Origin of the sequence: Sphingobium sp. HWE2-09 (assembly GCF_035989265.1) — a bacterium.
In the GTDB taxonomy this organism is placed as follows: domain Bacteria; phylum Pseudomonadota; class Alphaproteobacteria; order Sphingomonadales; family Sphingomonadaceae; genus Sphingobium.
The window spans coordinates 390,027-412,373 of the sequence record NZ_JAYKZX010000003.1; the positions used below are offsets into that span (position 1 = coordinate 390,027).

Annotated in this window: 21 protein-coding genes and 1 tRNA gene; 20 read left to right on the forward strand and 2 right to left on the reverse strand. The window is 64.7% G+C overall.

Translation table 11 applies throughout. The annotated features are described in order from the left end of the window. Window positions 1-2: 2 nt before the first annotated feature. From U5A89_RS07375 to U5A89_RS07385, 3 genes are all read left to right on the forward strand, one after another. Entirely contained in the window at window positions 3-833 is an 831-nt protein-coding gene (locus U5A89_RS07375) for a carbon-nitrogen hydrolase family protein (protein ID WP_338162968.1), read from the forward strand. Further along, window positions 830-1,303, forward strand: coding sequence for a DUF1178 family protein (locus tag U5A89_RS07380; protein ID WP_338160540.1), 474 nt, complete (start codon window positions 830-832; stop codon window positions 1,301-1,303). The genes U5A89_RS07375 and U5A89_RS07380 overlap by 4 nt, the downstream gene beginning before the upstream one ends. 53 nt (window positions 1,304-1,356) lie before the next feature. Next, window positions 1,357-1,433 (forward strand) — tRNA-Arg (locus U5A89_RS07385). A gap of 17 nt (window positions 1,434-1,450) precedes the next feature. Here the strand turns inward: U5A89_RS07385 and U5A89_RS07390 are convergent. Continuing rightward, a complete protein-coding gene (locus tag U5A89_RS07390; protein WP_338160541.1) occupies window positions 1,451-2,419 on the reverse strand; it encodes a magnesium and cobalt transport protein CorA in 969 nt (322 codons plus the stop codon). Between the two features lie 220 nt (window positions 2,420-2,639). Between U5A89_RS07390 and U5A89_RS07395 the strand changes: the two genes are divergently transcribed. From U5A89_RS07395 to epsC, 9 genes are all read left to right on the forward strand, one after another. Beyond that, window positions 2,640-3,164, forward strand: a complete 525-nt coding sequence (locus U5A89_RS07395; protein ID WP_338160542.1) for a hypothetical protein — start codon at window positions 2,640-2,642, stop codon at window positions 3,162-3,164. Between the two features lie 145 nt (window positions 3,165-3,309). Further along, on the forward strand, window positions 3,310-3,435 hold the full coding sequence (locus U5A89_RS07400) for a hypothetical protein (RefSeq protein ID WP_338160543.1): 126 nt from the start codon (window positions 3,310-3,312) through the stop codon (window positions 3,433-3,435). After that, entirely contained in the window at window positions 3,432-4,142 is a 711-nt protein-coding gene (locus U5A89_RS07405) for a response regulator transcription factor (RefSeq protein WP_338160544.1), read from the forward strand. The genes U5A89_RS07400 and U5A89_RS07405 overlap by 4 nt, the downstream gene beginning before the upstream one ends. Window positions 4,143-4,322: 180 nt before the next feature. Beyond that, entirely contained in the window at window positions 4,323-5,021 is a 699-nt protein-coding gene (locus U5A89_RS07410) for a carbonic anhydrase (protein WP_338160545.1), read from the forward strand. Between the two features lie 3 nt (window positions 5,022-5,024). After that, window positions 5,025-6,521 (forward strand): SulP family inorganic anion transporter, encoded by a 1,497-nt coding sequence (locus U5A89_RS07415; protein ID WP_338160546.1) that lies wholly within the window; start codon window positions 5,025-5,027, stop codon window positions 6,519-6,521. A gap of 263 nt (window positions 6,522-6,784) precedes the next feature. Further along, entirely contained in the window at window positions 6,785-7,621 is an 837-nt protein-coding gene (locus tag U5A89_RS07420) for a TorF family putative porin (RefSeq protein WP_338160547.1), read from the forward strand. 164 nt (window positions 7,622-7,785) lie between these two features. After that, window positions 7,786-8,496: a response regulator gene (locus U5A89_RS07425; protein WP_184266862.1), complete on the forward strand. Its 711-nt coding sequence runs from the start codon at window positions 7,786-7,788 to the stop codon at window positions 8,494-8,496. Next, window positions 8,493-9,809 (forward strand): ATP-binding protein, encoded by a 1,317-nt coding sequence (locus U5A89_RS07430; RefSeq protein ID WP_338160548.1) that lies wholly within the window; start codon window positions 8,493-8,495, stop codon window positions 9,807-9,809. The genes U5A89_RS07425 and U5A89_RS07430 overlap by 4 nt, the downstream gene beginning before the upstream one ends. A gap of 104 nt (window positions 9,810-9,913) precedes the next feature. Further along, window positions 9,914-10,924 (forward strand): serine O-acetyltransferase EpsC, encoded by a 1,011-nt coding sequence (gene epsC / locus U5A89_RS07435; protein ID WP_338160549.1) that lies wholly within the window; start codon window positions 9,914-9,916, stop codon window positions 10,922-10,924. Between the two features lie 233 nt (window positions 10,925-11,157). Here the strand turns inward: epsC and U5A89_RS07440 are convergent, their stop codons facing one another. After that, complete coding sequence (locus U5A89_RS07440; RefSeq protein ID WP_338160550.1) at window positions 11,158-12,834, reverse strand: alkaline phosphatase family protein; 1,677 nt, start codon at window positions 12,832-12,834, stop codon at window positions 11,158-11,160. Between the two features lie 76 nt (window positions 12,835-12,910). Here U5A89_RS07440 and U5A89_RS07445 point away from each other — a divergent pair, with 76 nt between their 5' ends. From U5A89_RS07445 to proC, 8 genes are all read left to right on the forward strand, one after another. Beyond that, on the forward strand, window positions 12,911-14,935 hold the full coding sequence (locus tag U5A89_RS07445) for a protein-disulfide reductase DsbD family protein (protein ID WP_338160551.1): 2,025 nt from the start codon (window positions 12,911-12,913) through the stop codon (window positions 14,933-14,935). Continuing rightward, window positions 14,935-15,672, forward strand: coding sequence for a TlyA family RNA methyltransferase (locus U5A89_RS07450; protein WP_338160552.1), 738 nt, complete (start codon window positions 14,935-14,937; stop codon window positions 15,670-15,672). Before U5A89_RS07445 ends, U5A89_RS07450 begins: the two co-directional genes overlap by 1 nt. A 91-nt stretch (window positions 15,673-15,763) precedes the next feature. Beyond that, window positions 15,764-16,828, forward strand: coding sequence for an efflux RND transporter periplasmic adaptor subunit (locus tag U5A89_RS07455; protein ID WP_338160553.1), 1,065 nt, complete (start codon window positions 15,764-15,766; stop codon window positions 16,826-16,828). Further along, window positions 16,828-19,932, forward strand: coding sequence for an efflux RND transporter permease subunit (locus tag U5A89_RS07460; RefSeq protein WP_338160554.1), 3,105 nt, complete (start codon window positions 16,828-16,830; stop codon window positions 19,930-19,932). Before U5A89_RS07455 ends, U5A89_RS07460 begins: the two co-directional genes overlap by 1 nt. 25 nt (window positions 19,933-19,957) lie before the next feature. Further along, on the forward strand, window positions 19,958-20,509 hold the full coding sequence (locus U5A89_RS07465) for a TspO/MBR family protein (protein WP_338160555.1): 552 nt from the start codon (window positions 19,958-19,960) through the stop codon (window positions 20,507-20,509). A 41-nt stretch (window positions 20,510-20,550) separates the two neighbouring features. Further along, window positions 20,551-20,850: an accessory factor UbiK family protein gene (locus U5A89_RS07470; protein WP_338160556.1), complete on the forward strand. Its 300-nt coding sequence runs from the start codon at window positions 20,551-20,553 to the stop codon at window positions 20,848-20,850. A 42-nt stretch (window positions 20,851-20,892) separates the two neighbouring features. Then, entirely contained in the window at window positions 20,893-21,399 is a 507-nt protein-coding gene (locus tag U5A89_RS07475) for a type III secretion system chaperone family protein (RefSeq protein ID WP_338160557.1), read from the forward strand. Window positions 21,400-21,402: 3 nt separating this feature from the next. Next, window positions 21,403-22,230, forward strand: coding sequence for a pyrroline-5-carboxylate reductase (gene proC / locus U5A89_RS07480; RefSeq protein WP_338160558.1), 828 nt, complete (start codon window positions 21,403-21,405; stop codon window positions 22,228-22,230). The last annotated feature ends 117 nt before the right edge of the window (window positions 22,231-22,347 follow it).

Genomic DNA, 22,347 nt, shown 5'->3' on the forward strand with positions numbered 1-22,347 from the left:
GCATGCGCGCCGCCCTGTTCCAGATGACCAGCGGGATCGATCCCGCCGCCAACGCCGCCACCATCGTGGACATGGTCAAGCGCGCGAAGGGGGAGGGCGCGGACATGCTGTTCACGCCCGAAATGGCGGGCTGCCTCGACCGCGACCGCACGCGCGCGGCCGATACGCTGCGCAACGAAGCGGAAGATGTCGTGCTGGCGGCCGTGCGCGATGCGGCTGCGCGCGAAGGGCTGTGGGTGCATATCGGCTCGCTACCGCTGAAAGGCGAGCGGGCCGACGGGCGCTGGGCCAATCGCAGTTTCCTGATCGACGATACCGGCGCGATCCGTGCCCGTTACGACAAGATCCATCTGTTCGACGTCGATCTGGCGACCGGGGAAAGCTGGCGCGAATCGTCGGTCTATGGGCCGGGCGAGCAGGTGGTTGCGGCCGATACCCCCTGGGCGCGGATGGGCTTTTCCATCTGCTACGACATGCGCTTTCCCGACCTCTATCGTGCGCTAACCAATGCCGGGGCGACCATCCTGCTCGCGCCTGCCGCCTTCACCGTGCCGACGGGACAGGCGCACTGGCACGTGTTGCTACGCGCCCGCGCAATCGAGGCGGGCTGCTTCGTCATCGCCACCGCGCAGGTGGGCGCGCATGAAGATGGGCGCACCACCTATGGCCATAGCGTCGTGATCGATCCCTGGGGCGAAACGCTGCTCGACATGGGCGAGACGGCGGGTCTGGCGCTTGCGGACCTGGACCTCACCCGCATAGGGGATGTGCGCAGCCGCGTGCCCGCGCTAGCCAACCGCCGTATCATGCCGAAGGACGTAACCATTTCGTGATCGTGTTCGACCTTAAATGCCAGTCGCAGGCGCATGTGTTCGAAGCCTGGTTCGGGTCCAGCGCGGACTATGAGGATCAGAAGGCGCGTGGCCTGCTGGCCTGTCCGATCTGCGGCGACGGGGATGTGACCAAGGCGGTGATGGCGCCTGCGGTGGGCGCCAAGGGCAACAGCCGCGCCGTCGCCATGCCTCGCGAAGAACTGACCGCTCCAGCGATGAGCGGTGCTGATCAGGCCAAGATGAAGGCGCTGGTCGAGGCGCTTGCGACCGCCCAGAGCAAGGCGCTGGAGGACAGCACCTGGGTCGGCCGCGGTTTTGCTGAACAGGCGCGCGCCATGCATTATGGCGAACAGGATCGCGCCAGCATCCATGGCGAAGTCGCCCCAGCCGAAGCCAAGGCGCTGATCGCCGAAGGCGTGGAGGTCGCGCCACTCCCGTTCCCCGTCATCCCACCCCAAGCCAAGAATTAGGCACCCCAAGAATTGACCCCGCGCGCCGCTGGCAATAGAGCGCATGACTGCGTGCACCCGTAGCTCAGCAGGATAGAGCATTAAATTCCTAATCTAAGGGCCATGGGTTCGAATCCCGTCGGGTGCACCATTCCCTTTCCAGCAGTTTTACAGCCACTTCAACCGTTTGAACCGGGCGTAGAGTAGCGAGCACACCACGGCGATCACGCCCAGCACCACGAAATAGCCATATCGCGTGCGTAGCTCGGGCATATGTTCGAAATTCATGCCGTAAATGCCCGCAATCGCGGTCGGCACGGCCAGGATCGCGGCCCAGGCGGCCAGTTGCCGGGTGATGTCGCCGGTGCGCTGCTGTTCCAGCAGGTTGCTCGATTCGAACACGCTGTTCAGGATTTCGCGCAGATCGTCGACCATCGTCTGCACCCGGCGGACATGGTCGCGCACGTCGCTGAAATAGGGGCGGGCTTCGGGATCGATGCAGGGCAGGTCCATCTTAACGAATTTGGTCGCGACCTCCTGCATCGGCAACAGGATGCGCTGGAACCGAATGAGCTGGCGGCGCAGGCTGAAGATGCGGGTGATATCCTCGCGGCGCAGGAAATGGTCGATCATCTGCTGCTCCATTTCCAGAACCTCCTCCTCGATCCCCTCGATGATCGGCAGATAGCCGTCCACGATGAAATCCAAGATGGCGTGCAGCACATAATCCACCCCCTGCGCGAGGCGGGAAGGGACGGCTTCCAGTTCCTCGCGCAGCGCTACATGCGCGCGCGCGGAGCCGTGGCGAACGCTGATGATATGGCTGTGACCGATGAACAGGGACGTTTCGCCGTAACAGATGGTGTCGCCCTCGACATGGGCGGTGCGGGCGACGACGAACAGCTGGTCGCCATAGATGTCGACCTTGGGCAACTGGTTCGCGTTGATCGCATCCTCGACCGCCAGGGGGTGCAGGTCATGGGTGCGTGCCAGTATCTGCATTTCCTCCTGGGTCGGGTCGGCGACGCCGATCCAGATGAATTCCGACTTGTCGGGCGGGCAATCGACCCGTTCGTCGATCGCCACCGGGCGGACGCGCTGGCCGTTGCGGTACAGATAGGCGGCGACGACGGTCATGGCGCATGTTTCCCTTTGGTTTGCGCCGATTAGCAGAAGTTTTTGGCGGCGTCCCGCCCATCCTGCCTCTCACCGTCGCAATGCTTCAGCTCCTATGATTTTTCCTGAAGGGGGTGGCGACTGACTTTTCTTTGACATAGTTCGGGTCGAAAGGGGCGCATCGAATATAGGCGGCGCAGGCTGGGGGAAGCAGGCCGCACGGGAATGACGGAGCCTGGCCTTGTGCATCATCACGATCGATTTTGAGGCGTCCTGCCTGCCGCGCCACGGCCGGTCCTTCCCGATCGAAGTGGGGATAGCCGATGGCCTGACCGCGCGCAGCTGGCTGATCCGCCCGCATGACAGTTGGGCTGGCTGGGACTGGACCGCGGAAGCCGAAGCGTTGCACGGCCTGACCCGCCAACGCATCATGGACGAAGGCCAGCCGGTTGCGGTCGTGCTGGCCGAACTGGTGGCCGCGACGCAGGGGCGTCAGGTCATCGCCGACAGCCTGATCGACCAATATTGGCTCGATACGTTGGCCCATGCGGCGGGCGCGCCGTCGCCGTTCGCGATCCAGCATGTCGCGACGCTGATCGATGCGCAGGGTGTGGACGATCGCCATGTCGATGCCGCCGTCGCCTTCGCCGATGCACAGGGCGCGATCCGGCACCATGCGGCGGGCGATGCGCTTTGGCTATGGGCGCTGGTCGCGCATATCAGGGGCGTCAACACGCCCGCCCCGGTGATGCTGGCCGCGCAATAGGCAGGCGCGCTTGACTACAGCAATGATTTGTAACATCTGGCAAACTGGAGAGACACTCGCCAGCCCTAATCTTCCCCGATCATCGACTATATGGCGGTTTGGCACGGCCAATGGTGCATATCGCCCAGTCGCGGAGGAGAAACCCATGTCCCTTATTCCGCAGTCCGGCACCGCGGCCCAGTGCGCCGCCACTCGCTATCCTGCCCTATCGTCCGTCAACCTGCGCGCGGTGGCGCGTCGCTCTGCCAATCGCATCGTGTCGCGCGGATGAGTGCACCGCTGATATTGATCGCCGAACGACAGCAGGATTTGCGGCACAAGGTCCGCGAATATCTGGAGCAAAGTGGGTTTCGCGCGTTGCCCGCGGCATCGGCGACCGACATTTTCAGTGCCCTCACCACCACCCCGGTGGGCGCCGTTGTCCTGGACTCAGCGTTGCGTGGGTCGGATGGGCTGGACCTGTGTCGCGACGTCCGCGAACGCAGCGACGTGCCCATTATCCTGGTCGGATCGAACAGTTCGGAAGTGGATCGGGTCGTCGGTCTGGAATTGGGCGCGGACGATTATATGGCCAAGCCCTATTCGTCGCGCGAACTCGCCGCCCGCCTGCGCGCGGTGCTGCGGCGCGGGCGTGGCGAACGCGCGCTGGGCCTGCGTCGCCAGACCGAAGCGATCTTCGATGGCTGGGTGGTGGACTTCGCTCGACGCGAAGTCACCGATCCGCAGGAGGAACTGGTCGAGTTGACGGCGGCGGAGTTTACCCTGCTATCGGTCTTCCTCGACCATCCCCAGGCGGTGATCGCGCGCGCGCGCCTGATGGAACTGGCCGGAGTCCGTGACACGCCCTCGTCCGATCGCAGCATCGACGTGCTGGTCAGCCGCTTGCGCCGCAAGCTGGGGGCGGGCGGGCGCGCCGCACCAATTGTTACTGTGCGCGGGGTCGGCTACATGTTCAGTGCCGTAGTGGATCGGCGCTGAACGGCGGATCGCCCCGCTATTCCGCCATTTTTCGGCAAGGCGCGGCGATTGCCGGCTCCATCATCCAGACACAGTTTTTAACAAACCCGCTGCGCTGCAGCAAAACCAGCCGTCTATCCTTCAAGATACACCGGTCCGCCCCCTGGCCGGGAAACCATTTTGAAGAAGAGGATAGACTCCATGAACGAGCTACTCGGTCGCGTATTCAGCTTCGAGACCAAGGTCTTTCCAAATGAAAGCGCCCTCTACAATCAACTCGCCAGCCATGGCCAAAGCCCCAAGGCGCTGATGATCTCGTGCGCCGATTCACGCATCGTCCCCGAACATATCATGCAGGCGGCCCCCGGCGACCTGTTCGTGTGCCGCAATGCCGGCAACATCGTGCCGCCGCACGCCAGCCAGCTTGGCGGCGTGACCGCGACGGTCGAATATGCGGTCATGGTTCTGGGCGTGCGCGACATTATCGTGTGCGGCCATAGCGATTGCGGCGCGATGAAGGCGCTGGCGACCGAGGCCAATCTGGACGCGATGCCCAATGTCGCCGCCTGGCTGCGCAACAGCCATGCCGCACAGAAGCTGTGCAAGGAAAATTACCCCGCCGATCTGAGCGACGCTGAAAAGCTGCGCAACATGGCGCTGGAAAATGTCGTGGTGCAACTGGCGCATTTGCGCACGCACCCGTCGGTCGCGTCGGGCATCGCCCGTGGCGAAATCGCGCTGCATGGCTGGTATGTCGACATCCATGCCGGTCAGGTGCTTGGCCTGGACGGCGACACCGGTCGCTTCATGCCGCTGCGCGAAGGGCAGCCTTTGCCCGTCGCGCTTCCCCACGCCCGTCGCCTCGCTGGCGATGGCCAATACGCCCAAGCGGCGGAGTAAACCATGTTGAAGGCTCTTTCCGGCGGCACTTTCGGCCGCGACTTCACGGCGTCCATCGTCGTCTTCCTGGTGGCGATGCCGCTCTGCATGGGCATCGCCATCGCGTCCGGCGTGCCGCCGGAAAAGGGTCTCATCACCGGCATCATCGGCGGTATCGTCGTCGGCCTGTTGGCGGGTTCGCCGCTGCAGGTCAGCGGGCCTGCCGCCGGTCTTGCGGTCATCGTCTTTGAAATCGTTCGGGAACAGGGGCTGTCCGCCCTTGGTCCCATCCTCATTCTGGCAGGCGCGATTCAGGTCGTCGCTGGCCTGATGCGGGTCGGCGGCTGGTTCCGCGCCATTTCTCCCGCCGTCGTGCACGGCATGCTGGCGGGCATCGGCGTATTGATCGTAGTCGGCCAGTTCCACGTGCTGTTCGATGACAAGCCGTTGTCGAGCGGCCTGCATAACCTGATCGCCATGCCCGGCCAGATTTTCGGCCTGACCAGCGGTGACACGGTGACGGCGTTCACGGTCGGTCTCATCACCATCTTCAGCATGCTGGGCTGGGAAAAATTCCGTCCCGCATCGATGAAGCTGGTGCCCGGCGCGCTGGTGGGCGTGGTGACCGCCACGTTGGTCGCTTTCGTCCTCGGTCTGCCGGTGGCGCGAGTTGTCGTGCCCGAATTGATCGTCGCCGCTATCGCGCTGCCCGACCAGGGATTGCTGGCCCAGTTGATGAACCCCGCGGTCATCACCACTGCCATCGCCATCGCCTTTATCGCCAGCGCCGAAACATTGCTGTCGGCCGCCGCCGTGGATCGGATGCATGACGGCGTGCGGACCAATTACAACCGCGAACTCAGCGCCCAGGGCGTAGGCAATCTGCTCTGCGGCTTTGCGGGCGCCCTGCCGATGACCGGCGTCATCGTCCGCAGTTCCGCCAACGTGCAGGCCGGCGCCAAGACGCGGCTGTCAGCTATATTGCATGGCATCTGGATCTTGGGCTTCGTCGCGCTCCTACCCTGGCTGCTGCGGGAAATCCCGATGGCCGCGCTGGCGGGCATTCTGGTCATCACCGGCGTTCGCCTGGTCAGCGTCGCGCATGTGAAGCATCTCTTCCACCTTTATGGCCCGCTGCCCGCGATCGTATGGGCGGCGACGCTGATTTGCGTCGTCACGACCGACCTGCTGACCGGCGTGCTGGTGGGTATCGGCCTGTCGTTGATCGAACTGCTGCCCCACGCCACCCGCCTGCGTCTCAAGATGGTGGAGGAAAGCCGGGGCGAAGCGCATGAAGTGGCGCTGCGCGGCACCGCCACCTTCCTCAGCTTGCCCAAGCTGTCGGCCAAGCTGGATTCGTTGCCGACCGCTGGCCTCGTCATTCTGAACGTCGAAAAGCTCGGCCATATCGACCATACTTGCGCAGAAATGCTGCGCGAGTGGGTGGATCGTCGCCGCGGCGCCGGTGCGCCGGTGGAACTGTTCGGCGCGACCGGACGGATGCGCCAGCTCGTCGCCTGACTTCCCCCCTTTTAAGATCAGGCGACCGCTTATGCCGCCGTGCCTCTTGCAGGCACGGCGGCGCTTTTTGATGGCGGATAGTGAAAGCGGCTGTGTGATTTTTTTGCGACACAAAATCGCTAATCATTTCGCAGTTGCGAGAAAATTCTTTACCTGCATATCGCCAAAGCATAATTGATCGACATCCGCCGGTATCGAAGACGATCACAACAGATCTTCGGGCCAGAGCGGATGCAGGACGGAACATTCCAACGTTAAGGGGAATGTTCATGAAGTATCAAATCGCCTGTGCCGCCCTCGCGCTCATGTCCAGCGTGCCGGCCTTCGCGCAGGAAGCACCCACCAGCCCCGTCACCGTGACCGGCAGCGTCGGTCTTGTGTCCGATTATCGCTTCCGTGGCGTGTCGCAGTCCGACAACGGCCTCGCGGTTCAGGGCGGCATCACTGTCACGCATGAAAGCGGCTTCTATGTCGGCACCTGGGGTTCCAACCTGTCGGGCTGGGGCACGTTCGGCGGCTCCAACATGGAACTCGATCTGATCGGCGGCTATTCCATGGCGCTGGGCGAAGGCACCACGGTGGACGTCGGCCTGACCTGGTACATGTATCCCAATGGCGCGGACGAAACCGATTTCGCCGAACCCTATGTGAAGCTGTCGCATCAGATCGGTCCGGTAAAGGGTCTGCTCGGCGTCGCCTATGCGCCCAAGCAGCAGGCACTGGGCAAGGTGTGCAGCGACGCGCCGACATGCGCCGTTTTCCGTCCGGGCGCCAAGAACGACAATTTCTACGTCTGGGGTGATGTCAGCGGCGCCGTCCCCAACACGCCCGTGACGCTGAAGGCGCATCTGGGCTGGTCGAAGGGCAATAGCGGGCTTGGTCCCAACGGCACGTCGGTCGCGCCAACCGGCAAATATCTCGACTGGCTCGTGGGTGCGGACGTCGCCATTCCGGGCACGCCGCTGACCGCCGGCATCGCCTATGTCGATACCGACATCGCGCGCGTGGAAGAAAACTATCTCCGTCCCAATTTCCAGGACAAGGACGGTTCTTCGATCGCCCGTGGCAAGGTTGTCTTCTCGCTGACCGCCGCTTTCTAATCTTAAAGGGCGTCGGCCTGCCGTTACGGCGGGCCGACGCTTTTCCCTGTTGTGACAAATTGTTGCCACAGTCGCGATGCGCATCTGGGGCAGGGGCGTGCGGTTGACCCCCCACCGTCCTACCTCTATCTCCCCATCATGATATTTTGTGCGCTGACGCTTCCATGACCGCCCCGTCGATCATCCTCGTCGAAGACGATCCGCCGCTGCGCACGTTGACCGCCCGCGCGCTCCAGGAACATGGCTATCAGGTCCGCCCGGCCTCCTCCGGCCCGGAAATGTGGGTGGCCTTCGATGCCGGCCCGGTCGATCTGGTCGTGCTCGACGTCATGCTGCCCGGCACCAACGGCATCGATCTGTGCCGCCAGATCCGGCGCAAGAGCGACGTGCCGATCATCTTCATCAGCGCCAAGGGCAGCGAAACCGACCGTATCGTCGGCCTTGAACTGGGCGCGGACGATTATCTGCCCAAGCCTTTCGGCACCCGCGAACTGATCGCCCGCATCCGCGCCATCCTGCGCCGTGTAGGCGTGGAACGCGGCCCGGACGAGCATCGCGAAAGCGAAGCGCATTTCGATGGCTGGAGCGTCAACTTTCCCCGCCGCGAACTGCGCTCCCCCACCGGCGCGATCGTGGAACTAACCGGCGCCGAGTTCGACCTGCTCGGCTCCTTCCTCAGCCACCCGCAGCGGGTCATCGCGCGCGAACGGCTGATCGAACTGTCGCGCACCCGCATGGGCGACAGTAGCGACCGCAGCATCGACGTGCTGGTCAGCCGCCTGCGCCGCAAATTGTCGACGGAGGACAAGGGCGCGCCGATCACCACCGTGCGCGGCGTGGGCTATATGTTCAACGCGGAAGTCAGCCGCGCTTGAAACGGCATTTCAGGGGATCGCTGGGGCTGGTAGGCCGTCTGTTCGCGATCCTGCTGCTGACCGTCATGCTCGAATTTGCCGTGGGGACGCTCATCTATGAGCGGACCAGCCAGATGTCGTTGCAGGATGACGAAGCGCGGCGCTTGGCCGAACATCTGGTCATCGCCCGCAAGCTGCTGACCGAGCAGCCACCGACCGAACGCCCGGCACTCGGCCTTCAACTCACCACCGACCGCTATGACGTCCACTGGTCGCCCGCCGCGCCGCCGCCGCCGCCACTGTCGCCCGAACTGCAACGGATGCGGCAGCAGATCGTCGCCTGGGAACCCAGCCTGGAACGATCACGCCTCTGGCTGCGCCTCGCCTCGCCCAACCGTCATTCGGAAATCAACGGCGGCCTGCAATTGTCCGACGGCAGCTGGGTCTATTTCGGGATGCATCATAGTGGCGGCAAATGGGCCTTCGCCATCGGCCGGATTGGGCTGGCGCTGATCCCGGTACTGGCGCTGCTGCTGGCAGGCTGGCTGCTGATCCGCCGCACGTTGGCGCCGCTACGCGACCTGACCCACGCAACGCACAAGATTGGCCTCGGATCGGCGGTGATCGTCCCCGAAGCCGGGACCAGCGACGTGCGCAACCTCATCTCCGCCTTCAACGCCATGCAATCGCGCCTCCACCGGCTGATCAACGAACGCACCGAAACGCTGGCGGCGGTCGGGCACGACCTGCGCACGCCGCTCGCCCGGCTGCAATTGCGCCTGGAAGAGGTGAAGGACGAGGATATCCAGCGCGCCATGACCAGCGACCTGGAGGAAATGGGCGCGATGCTGGAATCGCTGCTCGCGTTCCTGGGCGGCGAAAAAGACCCAGAACCGGCGGTCCGCACGGATGTCGCCGTCACCATCGCGACGATCGTCGATGCGTTCCAGGATCATGATCATGATGTCACCTATGAAGGCCCGGACCATCTGGAGATGGCGGTCCGTGCCCTCTCGCTGCGCCGCGCGGTGCGCAACCTCATCGAAAATGCGCTCCATTACGGCCAGCGCGCCCGTGTCTCGCTGGAGCGCGCGGGGACGGAGATATTGATCCGGGTCGATGACGATGGTCCCGGCATCCCGCGCGAACGGCTGGAGGAGGTGCTGCGCCCCTTCGCCCGGCTCGATGACGCGCGTCAGCGCAACACCCGCGGCCTGGGCTTGGGCCTGGCGATCGTCCATAAGGCGGTGGAGGCGGAGGGCGGCCAACTGACCCTCGCCAACCGCCCCGCAGGCGGATTGCGTGCGGAAATCTGCCTGCACCTGCCGCGATAGACCGGCCGCAGCTAAAAGAGAAACTGTTCGCCCCCAAGCAAAACTCGTTTATCGCTACGCCTGCGACCACGCTATGCCCGCATCGACAGGCGCATGAGGCGGATATGATTGCAGACGGACAGGATGACGACCGGATCGTCGAGGGCTATTGGGATCTCGGACAACTGGTCACGGCACTCAGCGCGGCGCGCAGTCGCTGGCGGCAGGGGCAGAAACATCATGCCGAATATGGTGCGGAGGGTTTCCCCTCACGCGCCAACCTGACCAAGATCATGCAGTCACTGTGCGGCGCGCTCTTCCCCCTGCGGCTTGGCCCCAGCTTTGTGCGCCTCAGCAATGAAGACGCCTATGTCGCCGAAACGCTGCAAACGGTGCTCAGCCGCCTCTACGGCCAGATCCGGTTGGAACTGATCTACGCGCTCAAGGGCCAGCCGTCCGAAGCGGTCGATCAGGAAGCGGCGCGCATCATCGCCGCCTTCGCCCAAAGCTTGCCCACCTTGCGCGTGCTGCTCGACACCGATGTCGATGCGGCGTTCCTGGGTGATCCCGCCGCGCGCAGCGTGGATGAAGTGCTGATCTGCTACCCGTCGATGCTGGCGATCATCCACCATCGGCTGGCCCACTGCCTGCACGAACTGGGCGCGCCGCTGGTCGCGCGGATCATCTCGGAAATCGCCCATGGCAAGACCGGAATCGACATTCATCCCGGCGCGACCATCGGCCAGTCCTTCTTCATCGACCATGGCACCGGCGTCGTGATCGGCGAAACCGCGATCGTCGGCAACCGGGTGCGCCTCTATCAGGGTGTGACGCTTGGCGCGCGCAGCTTCCCCGCGGACGAGAAGGGCCATCTGGAAAAAGCGATCCCCCGCCACCCGATCATCGAGGATGATGTGGTCGTCTATGCCGGCGCAACGATATTGGGGCGGATCATCGTGGGCAGCCGGTCGGTGATCGGCGGCAATGTCTGGCTTACCGACAGCGTGCCCGCCGACAGCAATGTCCGCCAGGCCAAGGCGCAATATGAAGTCACCAGCCGCGTCGAAGTCTCCGCCCCCCACCGCGTGCACGCCATGGTCGCGGAAGCGACGGATGGCGTGGGAGAGAATATTTAGGGAAACTCAGGTGATGGACTTGGGGCGAACCCACATGAAAGCCCCTCCCTTCAAGGGAGGGGTTGGGGTGGGTGCGAGCGCAGCGAGCGGCTACGCTATAACCGCAGAGCGCCACTGCGTGGCGCACCCACCCCCGGCCCCTCCCTTGAAAGGGAGGGGAGAATGAAAATGACGTGACCCAACACCCCAATCCGAACCACGTAGCATTACGCCAAGCCTGATAAGCCCATCGCTCACCGCCCCGCGCAACTATCCCCATCGCCCGCCACCAAATCCAGGCACCGCCCGTCAATCTCGCCCTTCGGCACCGGCAGCCCGATCAGCGCGGCCAGCGATGGCAGGATGTCCACCGTCTCGACGCCCAGCGGCTGTTCGAAATGCTGCATCCCCTTGCGCCAGAACAGGATCGGCACGCGGCGGTCCGTGTCCCAAGGCGAACCATGGGTCGCGACCGATCCCATCACCGCCTGTTCGGGGATCGACATGACGCGCGGCTTCAACAGCAGCAGCAGGTCGCCCGACCGCTCGGGATAGAAGCTGGCGCGCGCCTCCTGGATCAGGCTCCAGCTTTCGGGCGGACCGGACGGGGAGGGGGTGGCGGCGATCTGCGCCTTGGTGAAGACCGTTTCCACCTGTGGATGGGCGCGCAGCAGTTTCAGCGCCTCGGCCTCGACGCGGGCGCGCTGGCCCGCAGTCAGTCCCTTGTCGAAATAGAGGTCGCCCGCCGGGCCATCGCCCCAGATCACCTTTTTGCCCGGCAGGCCCGCCTTGTCCGCGATCGCGATATTCAAAGCCTTGGGCGTCAGCGCCATGTCGACGCGCTGTTCCATCGGCATGGCGTTCAGGCGATGGCGTTCGGGCAGGTCATGGCCGCCATGGTCGGCGGTCAGCACCACAACATAGTCGATCCCGTCCTTGTCCAGCCGGTCGAAGAAAGCGCCTAGTTCATGATCCAGCCGATCGATCTGGATGCAGCTTTCCGTGCCTTCGGTGCCGTAAGTATGGCCGACATAGTCTGTCGCCGACAGGCCGATCGAAATGATGTCGGTCTGCGCCTGCTTGCCCAGATCCATGGTTTCGATCGCTGCGGCGGCGAAGGCCAGGGTCATCGCGTCCTGTTCGGGCGAAATGCGGAACGCCTTGTAATCGCCCGCCGCGCGCGCGAAGCGGCCCATGCCGACCGTTCGATCGCCTGCCCGCACCGCGAAATCCTTGGCCACGCACTGGGCCGGGAGTTCGAACCCGGAATTGGCCTGCGCCAGACGCTGCGCCATCGCGGCGTTGACTTTGGCTACCAGCGGCGGGGTGGGCAGCCCCTTATAACTGACATAGCCCTGCGCGCCGCCCAGCCACCAGACCTGATCGGCGGTGCCGCCGCCCATCATGATCGCCGCGCGATCCTTGCCGGATACCGAAACGACGCGCGTCGCCGGATTGGCGGCCTTCATCCGGCCGCCCAGCGTCGGGACTTTCAGGTGGATGGGGGAGGCGACATAAGTGTCGCTGCTGCTGCCCGGCTGGCTTTCGTCCTCGGCGCAATAGATCGTCTTGTCGGCGCGGCCGGTGGACAGGTCGAACCAGTTATTGGCGATGATGCCGGTGCGCGACGGGCGGCTGCCGGTCAATATGGTCGAATGGCCGGGGCATGTCTCGGTCGCGGCATGGCTCTGATAGCCGCGCGGGAAGACCGCGCCCTGGCTCGTCAACCGCTGGAGGCCACCGGTATAATATTGGCGATATTCGCTGAATAGGTCGGCGGAAAACTGGTCCACGCTGATCGCGACGATCAGCTTGGGCGGCGTCGTTGGCATGGCCGTCGCCGGGGCCGTCGCGGAAGCCGGGGCAGGGGATTGCGCGGCGACCGGCATGGCGGTGGCGAGCAACAGGGCGAGGGCGACTTTCTTCAACATCTACTGTACCTTTTCCAGCCTTGACGGCGAACGCCCCCGGACCTAGCCCGCTCACATCCACCCGACCAGAGGCCCGATGCGGATTTTTCAAGTCATATTCGTGACGCTCGCCCTGTTGGCGGGCTTGCCGACCGCGCAGGCGCAAAGCGCGTTCGGTGGCGGACCGGCGCATATCGCCGCGCAACTCGCGGCCGAAAGCGCCGCGCCCAAGGCAGGCGATGGCACCCCCATTGCCTTCGCTATGGTCCCGGAAAAGGGCTGGCACGGCTATTGGCAAAATCCTGGCGATGCAGGGCTGGGCATGACCGTCGACTGGACCCTGCCCAAGGGCGTGACCGTCGGCGCGCTGCGTTATCCGGTGCCGGAGACATTGCTGATCTCCGGCCTGATGAACCATGTCTATGAAGGCCCCTATGCCGTGCTGGCGGACCTGAAGGTCGCGCCCGGCATTGCGCCCGGCACGCGGTTGCCCGTGCGCGCCAGGGCGCAATGGCTGGCCTGCACCGACAAGGTATGCGTGCCCGAAAGCGGCGACCTGACGCTGGACCTGGTCGTGGGCGACGGCACGGTCGCGCCTGCGGCCCGCACCCGCTTCGATGGGTGGCGCACCCATCTGCCCCGTCCGCTGGGGTCGGAAGCCACCTATGCCATGCAGGACGGCAAGCTGCGCCTGTCCGTGCCCTTTCCGGCCAGCGCGCAGGCAAGCGACGTGCATCTCTTCCCGCTGGCCGAGGGGTTGACCCGCTACGCCGCGCCGCAACTGGTGACGCGGCAGGGCAATCAGTTGCTGATTGAAACTGATGTGGTGATGGGCGGCAAAGGCGGCACCGTTCAGGCGGTGCTGCGGACCGGCGACCATGTCGGCTTCCTGCTGACGGCAAAGCCCGGCGACGTCGCTGCTGCCAAGGACGGTCAAGTCGGCGCGATCCTCGCGGCGCTTGGTGGGGCGCTGCTGGGCGGACTACTGCTCAACATCATGCCCTGCGTCTTCCCGATCCTGGGCCTGAAAGCCATGAAGCTGGCGAAAGCAGGCGGCGACGAACGCACGGTCCGGCGGGAAGCGCTGGCCTATGCATTGGGCGTCATCCTCACCTGTCTGGCGCTGGGCGGTCTGCTATTGACATTGAGGGCAGCAGGCGGCGCGGTCGGCTGGGCCTTCCAGTTGCAGGACCCGCGCATCATCCTGGCGCTGCTGCTGCTGGTGACTGGCATCGCCTTCAATCTTGCGGGCCTGTTCGACCTGCGCGCCTATGGCGGTGGCGAGGGGCTGGTGGGGAAGGGTGGCGTCGCCGGTTCCTTCTGGACCGGCGCGCTGGTCGCCTTCGTCGCGACGCCCTGCACCGGGCCGTTCATGGCCGCAGCGATGGGCGCGGCGCTGCTCCTGCCCTTGCCTGCCGCGCTCGCCGTATTCGCGGGGCTGGGCCTGGGCCTCGCATTGCCTTTCCTGCTGCTCGCCTATGTTCCCGCCCTGCGCCAGCGCCTGCCCAAGCCCGGCAACTGGATGAGCCGCTTCCAGAAGATCCTTGCCCTCCCGATGTTCCTGACGGCGCTTGGTCTCGCCTGGCTGCTGGGGCAGCAACGCGGTGTGTCTGGCATGACGATCGGCCTTGGCGCAGCGCTGCTGTTGGCGCTGTTGCTCTGGTGGCTAGGCGGGCGGCAGCGGGCGGGCAAAAGCGGCGGCGTGATCGCTGCGATTGCCGCCGTCGCGCTGTTCGCGGGCGCCAGCTACGCCCTGCCGACCCGCGCCCCGGCCGCTATCGAAAAAGCCGATTCAACTGTCCATTTCGCTGTCTCAAAACTGGCCGATCTGCGCGCCGCCAACAAGCCGGTTTTCCTCTATTTCACCGCCGACTGGTGCCTGACCTGCAAGGCGAATGAGGCCGCCGCCATCGACCGCGCCGAAACCCGTGACGCGTTCAAAAAGGGTGGCGTCACGGTCATGGTCGGCGACTGGACCAATGCCGATCCCGCCATCACCCGCTTTCTCGAAAGTCAGGGCCGATCGGGCGTGCCGCTCTACCTCTGGTACGCGCCGGGCAAGGAGGCGCAGACGCTGCCGCAATTGCTCACTCCCGCCACGCTGACCGCTTTGGTGCGCTGATGGCAAAGCTGCGCGCCGACCAGTTGCTCGTCGACAACGGCCTCGCCGAAAGCCGCGCCCGCGCGCAGGCGCTCATCCTCGCGGGTCTTGTCTATCTGGGCGAGAAAAAGGTGGAAAAGGCCGGCCAGCAGGTCGCTGCCGACGCCGACCTCGACGTGCGCGGCCGCGACCATCCCTGGGTATCGCGCGGCGGCATCAAGCTGGCCCATGCGCTGGAAGAGTTCGCGATCAAGGTCACCGGCTTCGTCGCCATCGACGTCGGTTCCTCGACCGGCGGCTTTACCGACGTGCTGCTGACCAACGGCGCGGCCAAGGTTTATGCGGTGGACAGCGGCACCAACCAACTCGCCTGGAAATTGCGCGCCGACGACCGCGTCATCGTGCACGAACAGACCAGCGCCCGCATCCTGACCGATGCGCATATCCCCGAACCGGTGGACATCATCGTGTGCGACGCCAGCTTCATTTCGCTCGCCAAGGTGCTGGAAAAGCCGCTGGGCTTCGCCAGGCCCGGCGCGCACTTGGTGGCACTGATCAAGCCGCAGTTCGAAGCCCGGCGCGAGGAAGTGGGCAAGAATGGCGTGATCCGCGACCCCGCCGTCCACGATCGCGTCTGTGCCGAGGTGCAGGACTGGGTGCAGGCGCAGGGCTGGACCGTCGCAGGCCTGACGCAAAGCCCGATTACCGGCCCACAGGGCAATATCGAATTTCTCCTCTACGCCCGTCTTGGTGGATAATGGAGATATGTTCGTTCCAAACACTACCGATATATGGTGCGGCCCACGGCCGATCATGCCGCCGCCAGCAAAGGTTCTTCATCCCCCTATCATGCGTGCCATAGTCCCCGTTCTCCTGTTCGCCCTTGGTCTTTCCGCCTGCGGAGGGGAGAAGGAAAAGAAACCCCGCGCCATCCCGTTGGTGGAGGTGCAGCCGGTCGCGACCGCCGCCTTTACCGACAATCTGGAAGCGGTCGGCACCGCGCTCGCCAATGAACAGGTCGTCCTGTCCGCACCGGTGACGGAACGGATCGAAGCGCTCAACTTCGCCGATGGCGGCTATGTCGCCAAGGGGCAGGTAATCGCGCGTCTGGCCGTGGGGCAGGAACAGGCCGAACTCGCCTCCGCCGAAGCGACCGCCTTGCAGGCGAGTCAGCAGCTTCAGCGTATCCAGTCGCTCAAGGACCGGGGTTTCGCGACCGGCGCGACGCTGGAACAGCAGGTGGCGCTCGCCAGCGCCGCGCGCGCCAGTGCGCAACTTGCCCGCGCATCGATCGGCGACCGGGTGATCCGCGCGCCGTTCGGCGGCTGGGTGTCCCTGCGCACCGTGTCGCCCGGCGCGATCGTCACGGCGGGCACCGCCATCGCCACGGTCAGCGACATCAGCCGGATCAAGCTGGACTTCACCATCCCCGAAACCCGCCTGCCGATGATCCGCGAAGGCATGGCGATCAAGGCGATCTCCGCCGCCTGGCCCGATCGCCCGTTCAACGGCACCATCGCCACCATCGATCCGATCATCGATCCCGCCACCCGCGCGGTGAAGGTGCGCGCCATCCTGCCCAATCCCGGCAGGGCACTGAAACCCGGTATGTTGTTGACCGTCAGTGTATTGGCACGCCAGCGCCAGTCGCTCGCCGCGCCGGAACTGGCGGTCGTGGGCGACGGCGACGACCGCTTCGTCTTCGTAATCGAAGATCGCACCGCCAAGCGGATCAAGGTCAGCACCGGCATCCGGCAGGGCGGTCGCGTCGAGATTTTGGACGGCATCAAGCCGGGGCAGTTGGTCGTCACCGAAGGGGTGGTCAAGCTGACTGATGGCGTGACCGTGCGCCTGCCCGGCGACAAGCCCAAGGGCGGCGCGGCCAAGGACGGATCAGGCAAGGCCGCCCGCTGATGCAATTGTCCGATCTTTCGGTTCGCCGTCCGGTCTTCGCCGCGGTCGTCGCGGTCCTGCTCTGCATCGTCGGCATCGTCGGCTATATGAGCCTGTCGGTGCGCGAATATCCCGACACCGATCCGCCGATCGTGTCGGTCGAAACCAGCTATACCGGCGCGGCGGCGTCCGTCGTGGAAAGCCGCATCACCCAGTTGATCGAGGATGCGGTCGCTGGCGTGCAGGGCATTCAGACGATCACGTCCACGTCGCAGGACGGCACGTCCAACATCAACATCGAGTTCGATCCCTCGCGCGATATCGACACCGCCGCCAACGATGTGCGCGACCGCGTGGGGTCCGTGACGGAAGACCTGCCCGAAGACGCGCTGGCGCCCGAAATCCGCAAGGTCGATTCGGATGCGCGCGCCATCCTCTTCCTCGCCTTTTCCCGCCCCGGCTGGACGCCGATCCAGATCAGCGATTATCTCGACCGCAATGTCGCTGATCGCTTCGCCGCGATCGACGGCGTCGCCCGCGTCAACATCAGCGGCGAAGCGCGCCCATCCACGCGCATCTGGTTCAACGCCGAAAAACTGGCCGCCTTCGGCCTGACCCCCGCCGATGTCGAAGCCGCGCTGCGCAGCCAGAATGTCGAATTGCCCGCGGGCCGTTTCGAATCCAAGGACCAGAACCAGACCCTGCGCGTCGAGCGTCCCTTCGCCACCCCGGCGGAATTTTCCGGGCTGGTGGTGGGGCGCGGCACCGATGGCTATCAGGTGCGTCTGGGCGATGTCGCCCGGATCGAGGAAGGGGCGGAAAATCCCTATACCAGCTTCCGGTCGAACCAGGGCACGGCGATCGGCATCGGCATCATTCGCCAATCGGGCGCGAACACGCTGGACGTGGCGCAAAAGGCCAAGGCGCTGATCAAGGAATTGGAACCGTCCCTGCCGCAGGGGATGCATGTCGCCATCGGCACCGACGAATCCCTGTTCATCGAACGGGCGATCGACAATGTCTATGACACGCTGATCGAGGCGGCCCTGCTGGTCATCCTCGTCATCTTCCTGTTCCTGGGGTCGGTGCGGGCGACGATCATCCCGGCGGTCACCGTACCCATCTGCCTGCTGGCAACCTGTGCCGTCATGTGGCTGCTCGGTCTGTCGATCAACCTTTTGACCCTGCTCGCCTTCGTGCTGGCGATCGGTCTGGTGGTCGATGACGCCATCGTCGTGCTGGAAAATGTCTATCACCGCATCGAACAGGGTGAAGACCCGCTCTTGGCCGCCTATCTGGGCACGCGACAGGTCGGCTTTGCGATCATCTCGACCACGCTGGTCGTGTGCGCGGTGTTCGTGCCGGTTATGTTCCTGGCGGGCCAGACCGGCCTGCTCTTCCGCGAACTCGCCATCGCCATGATCGCAGCGATCGCCTTCTCCGGCTTCATCTCCTTGAGCCTCGCGCCGATGCTCTGTTCCAAGCTGCTCAAAAATGCCGAACGGGGCCGTCTGGCGCGCTGGATCGATGATCGCTTCCAGCGGCTGGAGGATGGCTATGCCCGCTGGCTCGACCGCGTGCTGCGCAAGCCGCTGCTGCCGATCCTTGGCGTTCTGCTGTTTCTGGGCATCGCCGGTTTCGCCTTCACCCGCCTGCCCAACGAACTCGCCCCGGCCGAGGATACCGGCGTGGTGGAAGCGCAGATCAGCGCGCCCGAAGGCACCGGCTTTGCCCGCATGATGGCCTATATGAAAAAGATCGAGGATGATCTGAGCTATCTGCGCAAGGATGGCACGCTGCAGAATCTGGTCATCCGCACGCCGTCAGGCTTTGGATCGACCGACGATTATAATGGCGGCAACGTCATCGCCTTCCTGCGGCCATGGGAAGATCGCACCATCACCACCGCCGAAGTCGCGACCATCGTCAATAAAGTGATCGCCGATCAACCCGGCGTGCGCGGCAATGCGGCGCCGCGCTCCGGCCTGGGGCGGGGGCGCGGCCTGCCAGTCAATATCGTGCTGGCCGGGTCCACCTATGAAGGGCTGGTCGCCGCGCGTGATCGCATCATGGCGGCGGCGGCCGCCTATCCCGGCCTGATCAACGTCGACAGCGATTATAAGGAAACCAAGCCGCAGATGCGGATCGAAACCAACCTGTCGCGCGCGGGCGACCTGGGCGTTTCGGTCAACGACGTCAGCCAGGCGCTGCAAAGCCTGCTTGGGTCGCGTCGCGTCGGCACCTATGTTGACCGGGGCGAGGAATATCGCGTGCTCGTGCAGGCGGATGAGGATGGCCGCCGCAACGTCGCCGATCTGGAGCGCATCAACGTCCGATCCCGCACCGGTGCATTGGTCCCGCTGTCCGCGCTCGTCACCGTCCGCGAAGTCGCCGGGCCGCGTCAGCTCAACCGCTATAACAAGCTGCGCGCCATCACCCTGACCGCCGCACTGGCGCCCGGCACCTCGCTGGGGGAGGCGCTGGCGTTTCTTGAGGATCAGGCGCGCCAGTCGCCCGAAGTGCTCGCGATCGGCTATCGTGGCGAAAGCCAGTCGCTGCGCGAAACCGGCGGGTCGATCTGGCTGGTCTTCGGCCTCACCATCCTGATCGTCTATCTGCTGCTTGCCGCCCAGTTCGAAAGTTTCATCCATCCCGGCGTCATCATCGCCACCGTGCCGCTGGCTGTGGCGGGCGGCGCGCTGGGGCTGGCGATCACCGGCGGGTCGATCAACCTCTACAGCCAGATCGGCATCGTCATGCTGGTGGGACTGGCGGCCAAGAACGGCATCCTGATCGTGGAGTTCGCCAACCAGTTGCGCGACGAAGGCATGGACATCGCCCAAGCCATTCGCGAAGCCGCCAAGCGCCGCCTGCGCCCGATCCTGATGACCTCCATCGCGACCGTGATCGGCGCTGTACCCCTGGTCATTCGCGGCGGGGCGGGGGCCGCGGCTCGCCACTCGATCGGCACCGTCGTGGTCTTCGGCGTCAGCCTGGCGACGCTCATCACGCTGTTCCTGATCCCGATCTTCTATTCGCGCGTTGCCAAGCGCACGGTTTCTCCGCAAACCGTCAGCCGAAAGCTGGATTCGGCGCTTAAGGATTCGCCGGATCCAGCGGAATAACTGGCTTTTTGGAGCTACGTTGCCGATGAACGAGATTGCGTCCCCCGGTCAGTTGCGTCTTGCCTATCTGCGTTGGGCGCTGGTCACGGTGCCAGCGATCGTCTTTTTGGGTTTCCTGTCGGGCCGCATGGCCAATAGCGGCTATGGCAATCGTTGGTTCGACGCGCTGGAAAAGCCCGCCCTGATGCCGCCGGGCTGGGCGTTTGGCGTCGCCTGGACCATCCTTTACGTCATGATGGCGCTGGCCTTCGCCATCGTGCTGCATGCGCGCGGTGCGCAGGGGCGTGGCGGGGCGATCGCCCTGTTCCTGGTCCAGCTTCTGCTTAATCTCTGCTGGTCGCCACTCTTTTTTCGCGCGCATCAGGTCGGCAGTGCGCTGGCGCTGATCCTCATCCTGTTCATCCTGGTGGCCGTAACGACCGCGCTTTTCTGGCGGATTCGGCGCTTTGCAGGCGTGCTGTTGCTGCCCTATCTGGCGTGGCTGGCCTTCGCCTCCTTCCTCAACTATGAGATCGGCCGCCTGAACCCGGATGCAGCGACCCTTGTCGCCCCGGCACTCAAGGCCCAACTTAGATAGACCGGGCGCGCCGACCGCGTGCCGCAAGAAGGACAAGTGCAATGCAGAGCGAAAACCGCTTTTTCGACGATCTGGCCAAGTTGGTGAACGGCGCCGCCGGCACGGTGGCGGGCGTGACGCGCGAGTTCGAAGCCAATGCGCGCGAACGGGCGAAGGAATGGATCGGCGGCATGGAGTTCGTGTCGCGTGAGGAATTCGACGCCGTCAAGGCGATCGCCGCAGCGGCGCGCGAAGAGGTCGAACTGCTCAAGGCGCGGATCGATGCGCTGGAAGGCAAGTCGGGCGAACCGGTGACCCGGACCGTCAAGGCGGCCAAGCCAAAGGCACCGGACGCAAACTGATCGCATCTGTCCTTTCACCCTATGCGGTGATAAGGCGCGCCGATGATGGATAGCGACGAATTTGAACATGGCGGCGGGGAAGCCGCACCAATCGACATGCTGGCCGCTTATTTCGAGGCGCATGGCTGGAGTTTCGAGCAGGTCGGCGAGGATGAAATCGTCGCGAATACCCAAGGGTCGTGGGCGCAATATGAGCTGCGCGGCATCTGGCGCGACGAGGATCAGGTGCTGCAGCTGCTGGCGCTGCCCGACATCCGGGTAACGGACGAGAAGCGCGGCACCATCTACGAAACCTTGGGCCTTATCAACGAACAGCTTTGGCTCGGCCATTTCGAACTCTGGTCGTCCAGCGGCATCATCCTTTTCCGCCATGGGGCGCTATTAGGCGCAGGCGGTACGTTGACGCTCGACCAGGCACAATTGCTGGTCGAAACCGCGATCGATGAATGCGAGCGCTTCTATCCGGTGTTCCAGTTCGTGCTGTGGGGCGGCAAATCGCCGTCCGAAGCGATCTCCGCCAGCCTGATTGAAACCCGCGGCGAGGCATAGGGCATGACGCAGGCCTGGCCCGATCATCTTTTCCCCGATCATCTCTTTCTGGTCGGCTGCGGCAATATGGCCGGGCAGATGCTGGCCCGCTGGCTGGACTGCGGTCTTGATGCTGCCCACGTCACGGTGTTGCGCCCCAGCGGGAAGCCGGTGGCTGACGGCGTCACGGTCGTCACCGACTATCCCGCTGCGCTGCCAGCCGGAACCACCGTGCTGCTCGGCATGAAGCCCTATCAGATCGCCGATGTTGCAGATGCGCTCGCGCCGCTATGCACCAGCGACACGCGCATCGTCTCGATCCTGGCTGGCACCACCCTGGCGCAGTTGCGTGATCGCTTCCCCGCCGCAACGGACATCGTGCGCGCGATGCCCAATCTGCCGGTCGGCTTGGGGGAGGGCGTCACGGCGCTCTTCACCGACGGCAAGACGTCTGCCGTCGCGCGGGATGCCGTCGACGCCCTGATCCAGCCGCTGGGCCTTGTGGAATGGATCGCCGACGAAAGCCTGTTCAATCAGGTGACGGCGCTCTCAGGCTGTGGCCCCGCCTTTCTATTTCGCTTCATCGACGCGTTGGCGCGCGCGGGTGAGGCGATCGGCATTCCGGCCGACCAAGCCGCCCGCATGGCGCTGGCGACGGTACAGGGATCGGCCCACATGGCCGCCCGCGCGAGCGACAGCGCAGCCGTGTTAGCCGACCGCGTCGCCAGTCCCGGCGGCATGACGCGCGAGGGGTTGAACGTGCTGGACGCCGACGACCGGCTGATGGCACTGCTCACCGACACGCTGGCCGCCGCTCGCGATCGCGGCGCGGCGATGGCGAGCGGAGAATGATTTAGGCGGTCGGTGTTCCTGCGCAGGCAGGAACCCAGTCCCGCTCATCGAACTTGCACAATGGCGTATCCCGCGATCTCAGGTTTTGCGTTACGGGCAAATAATCCTACGGCCATC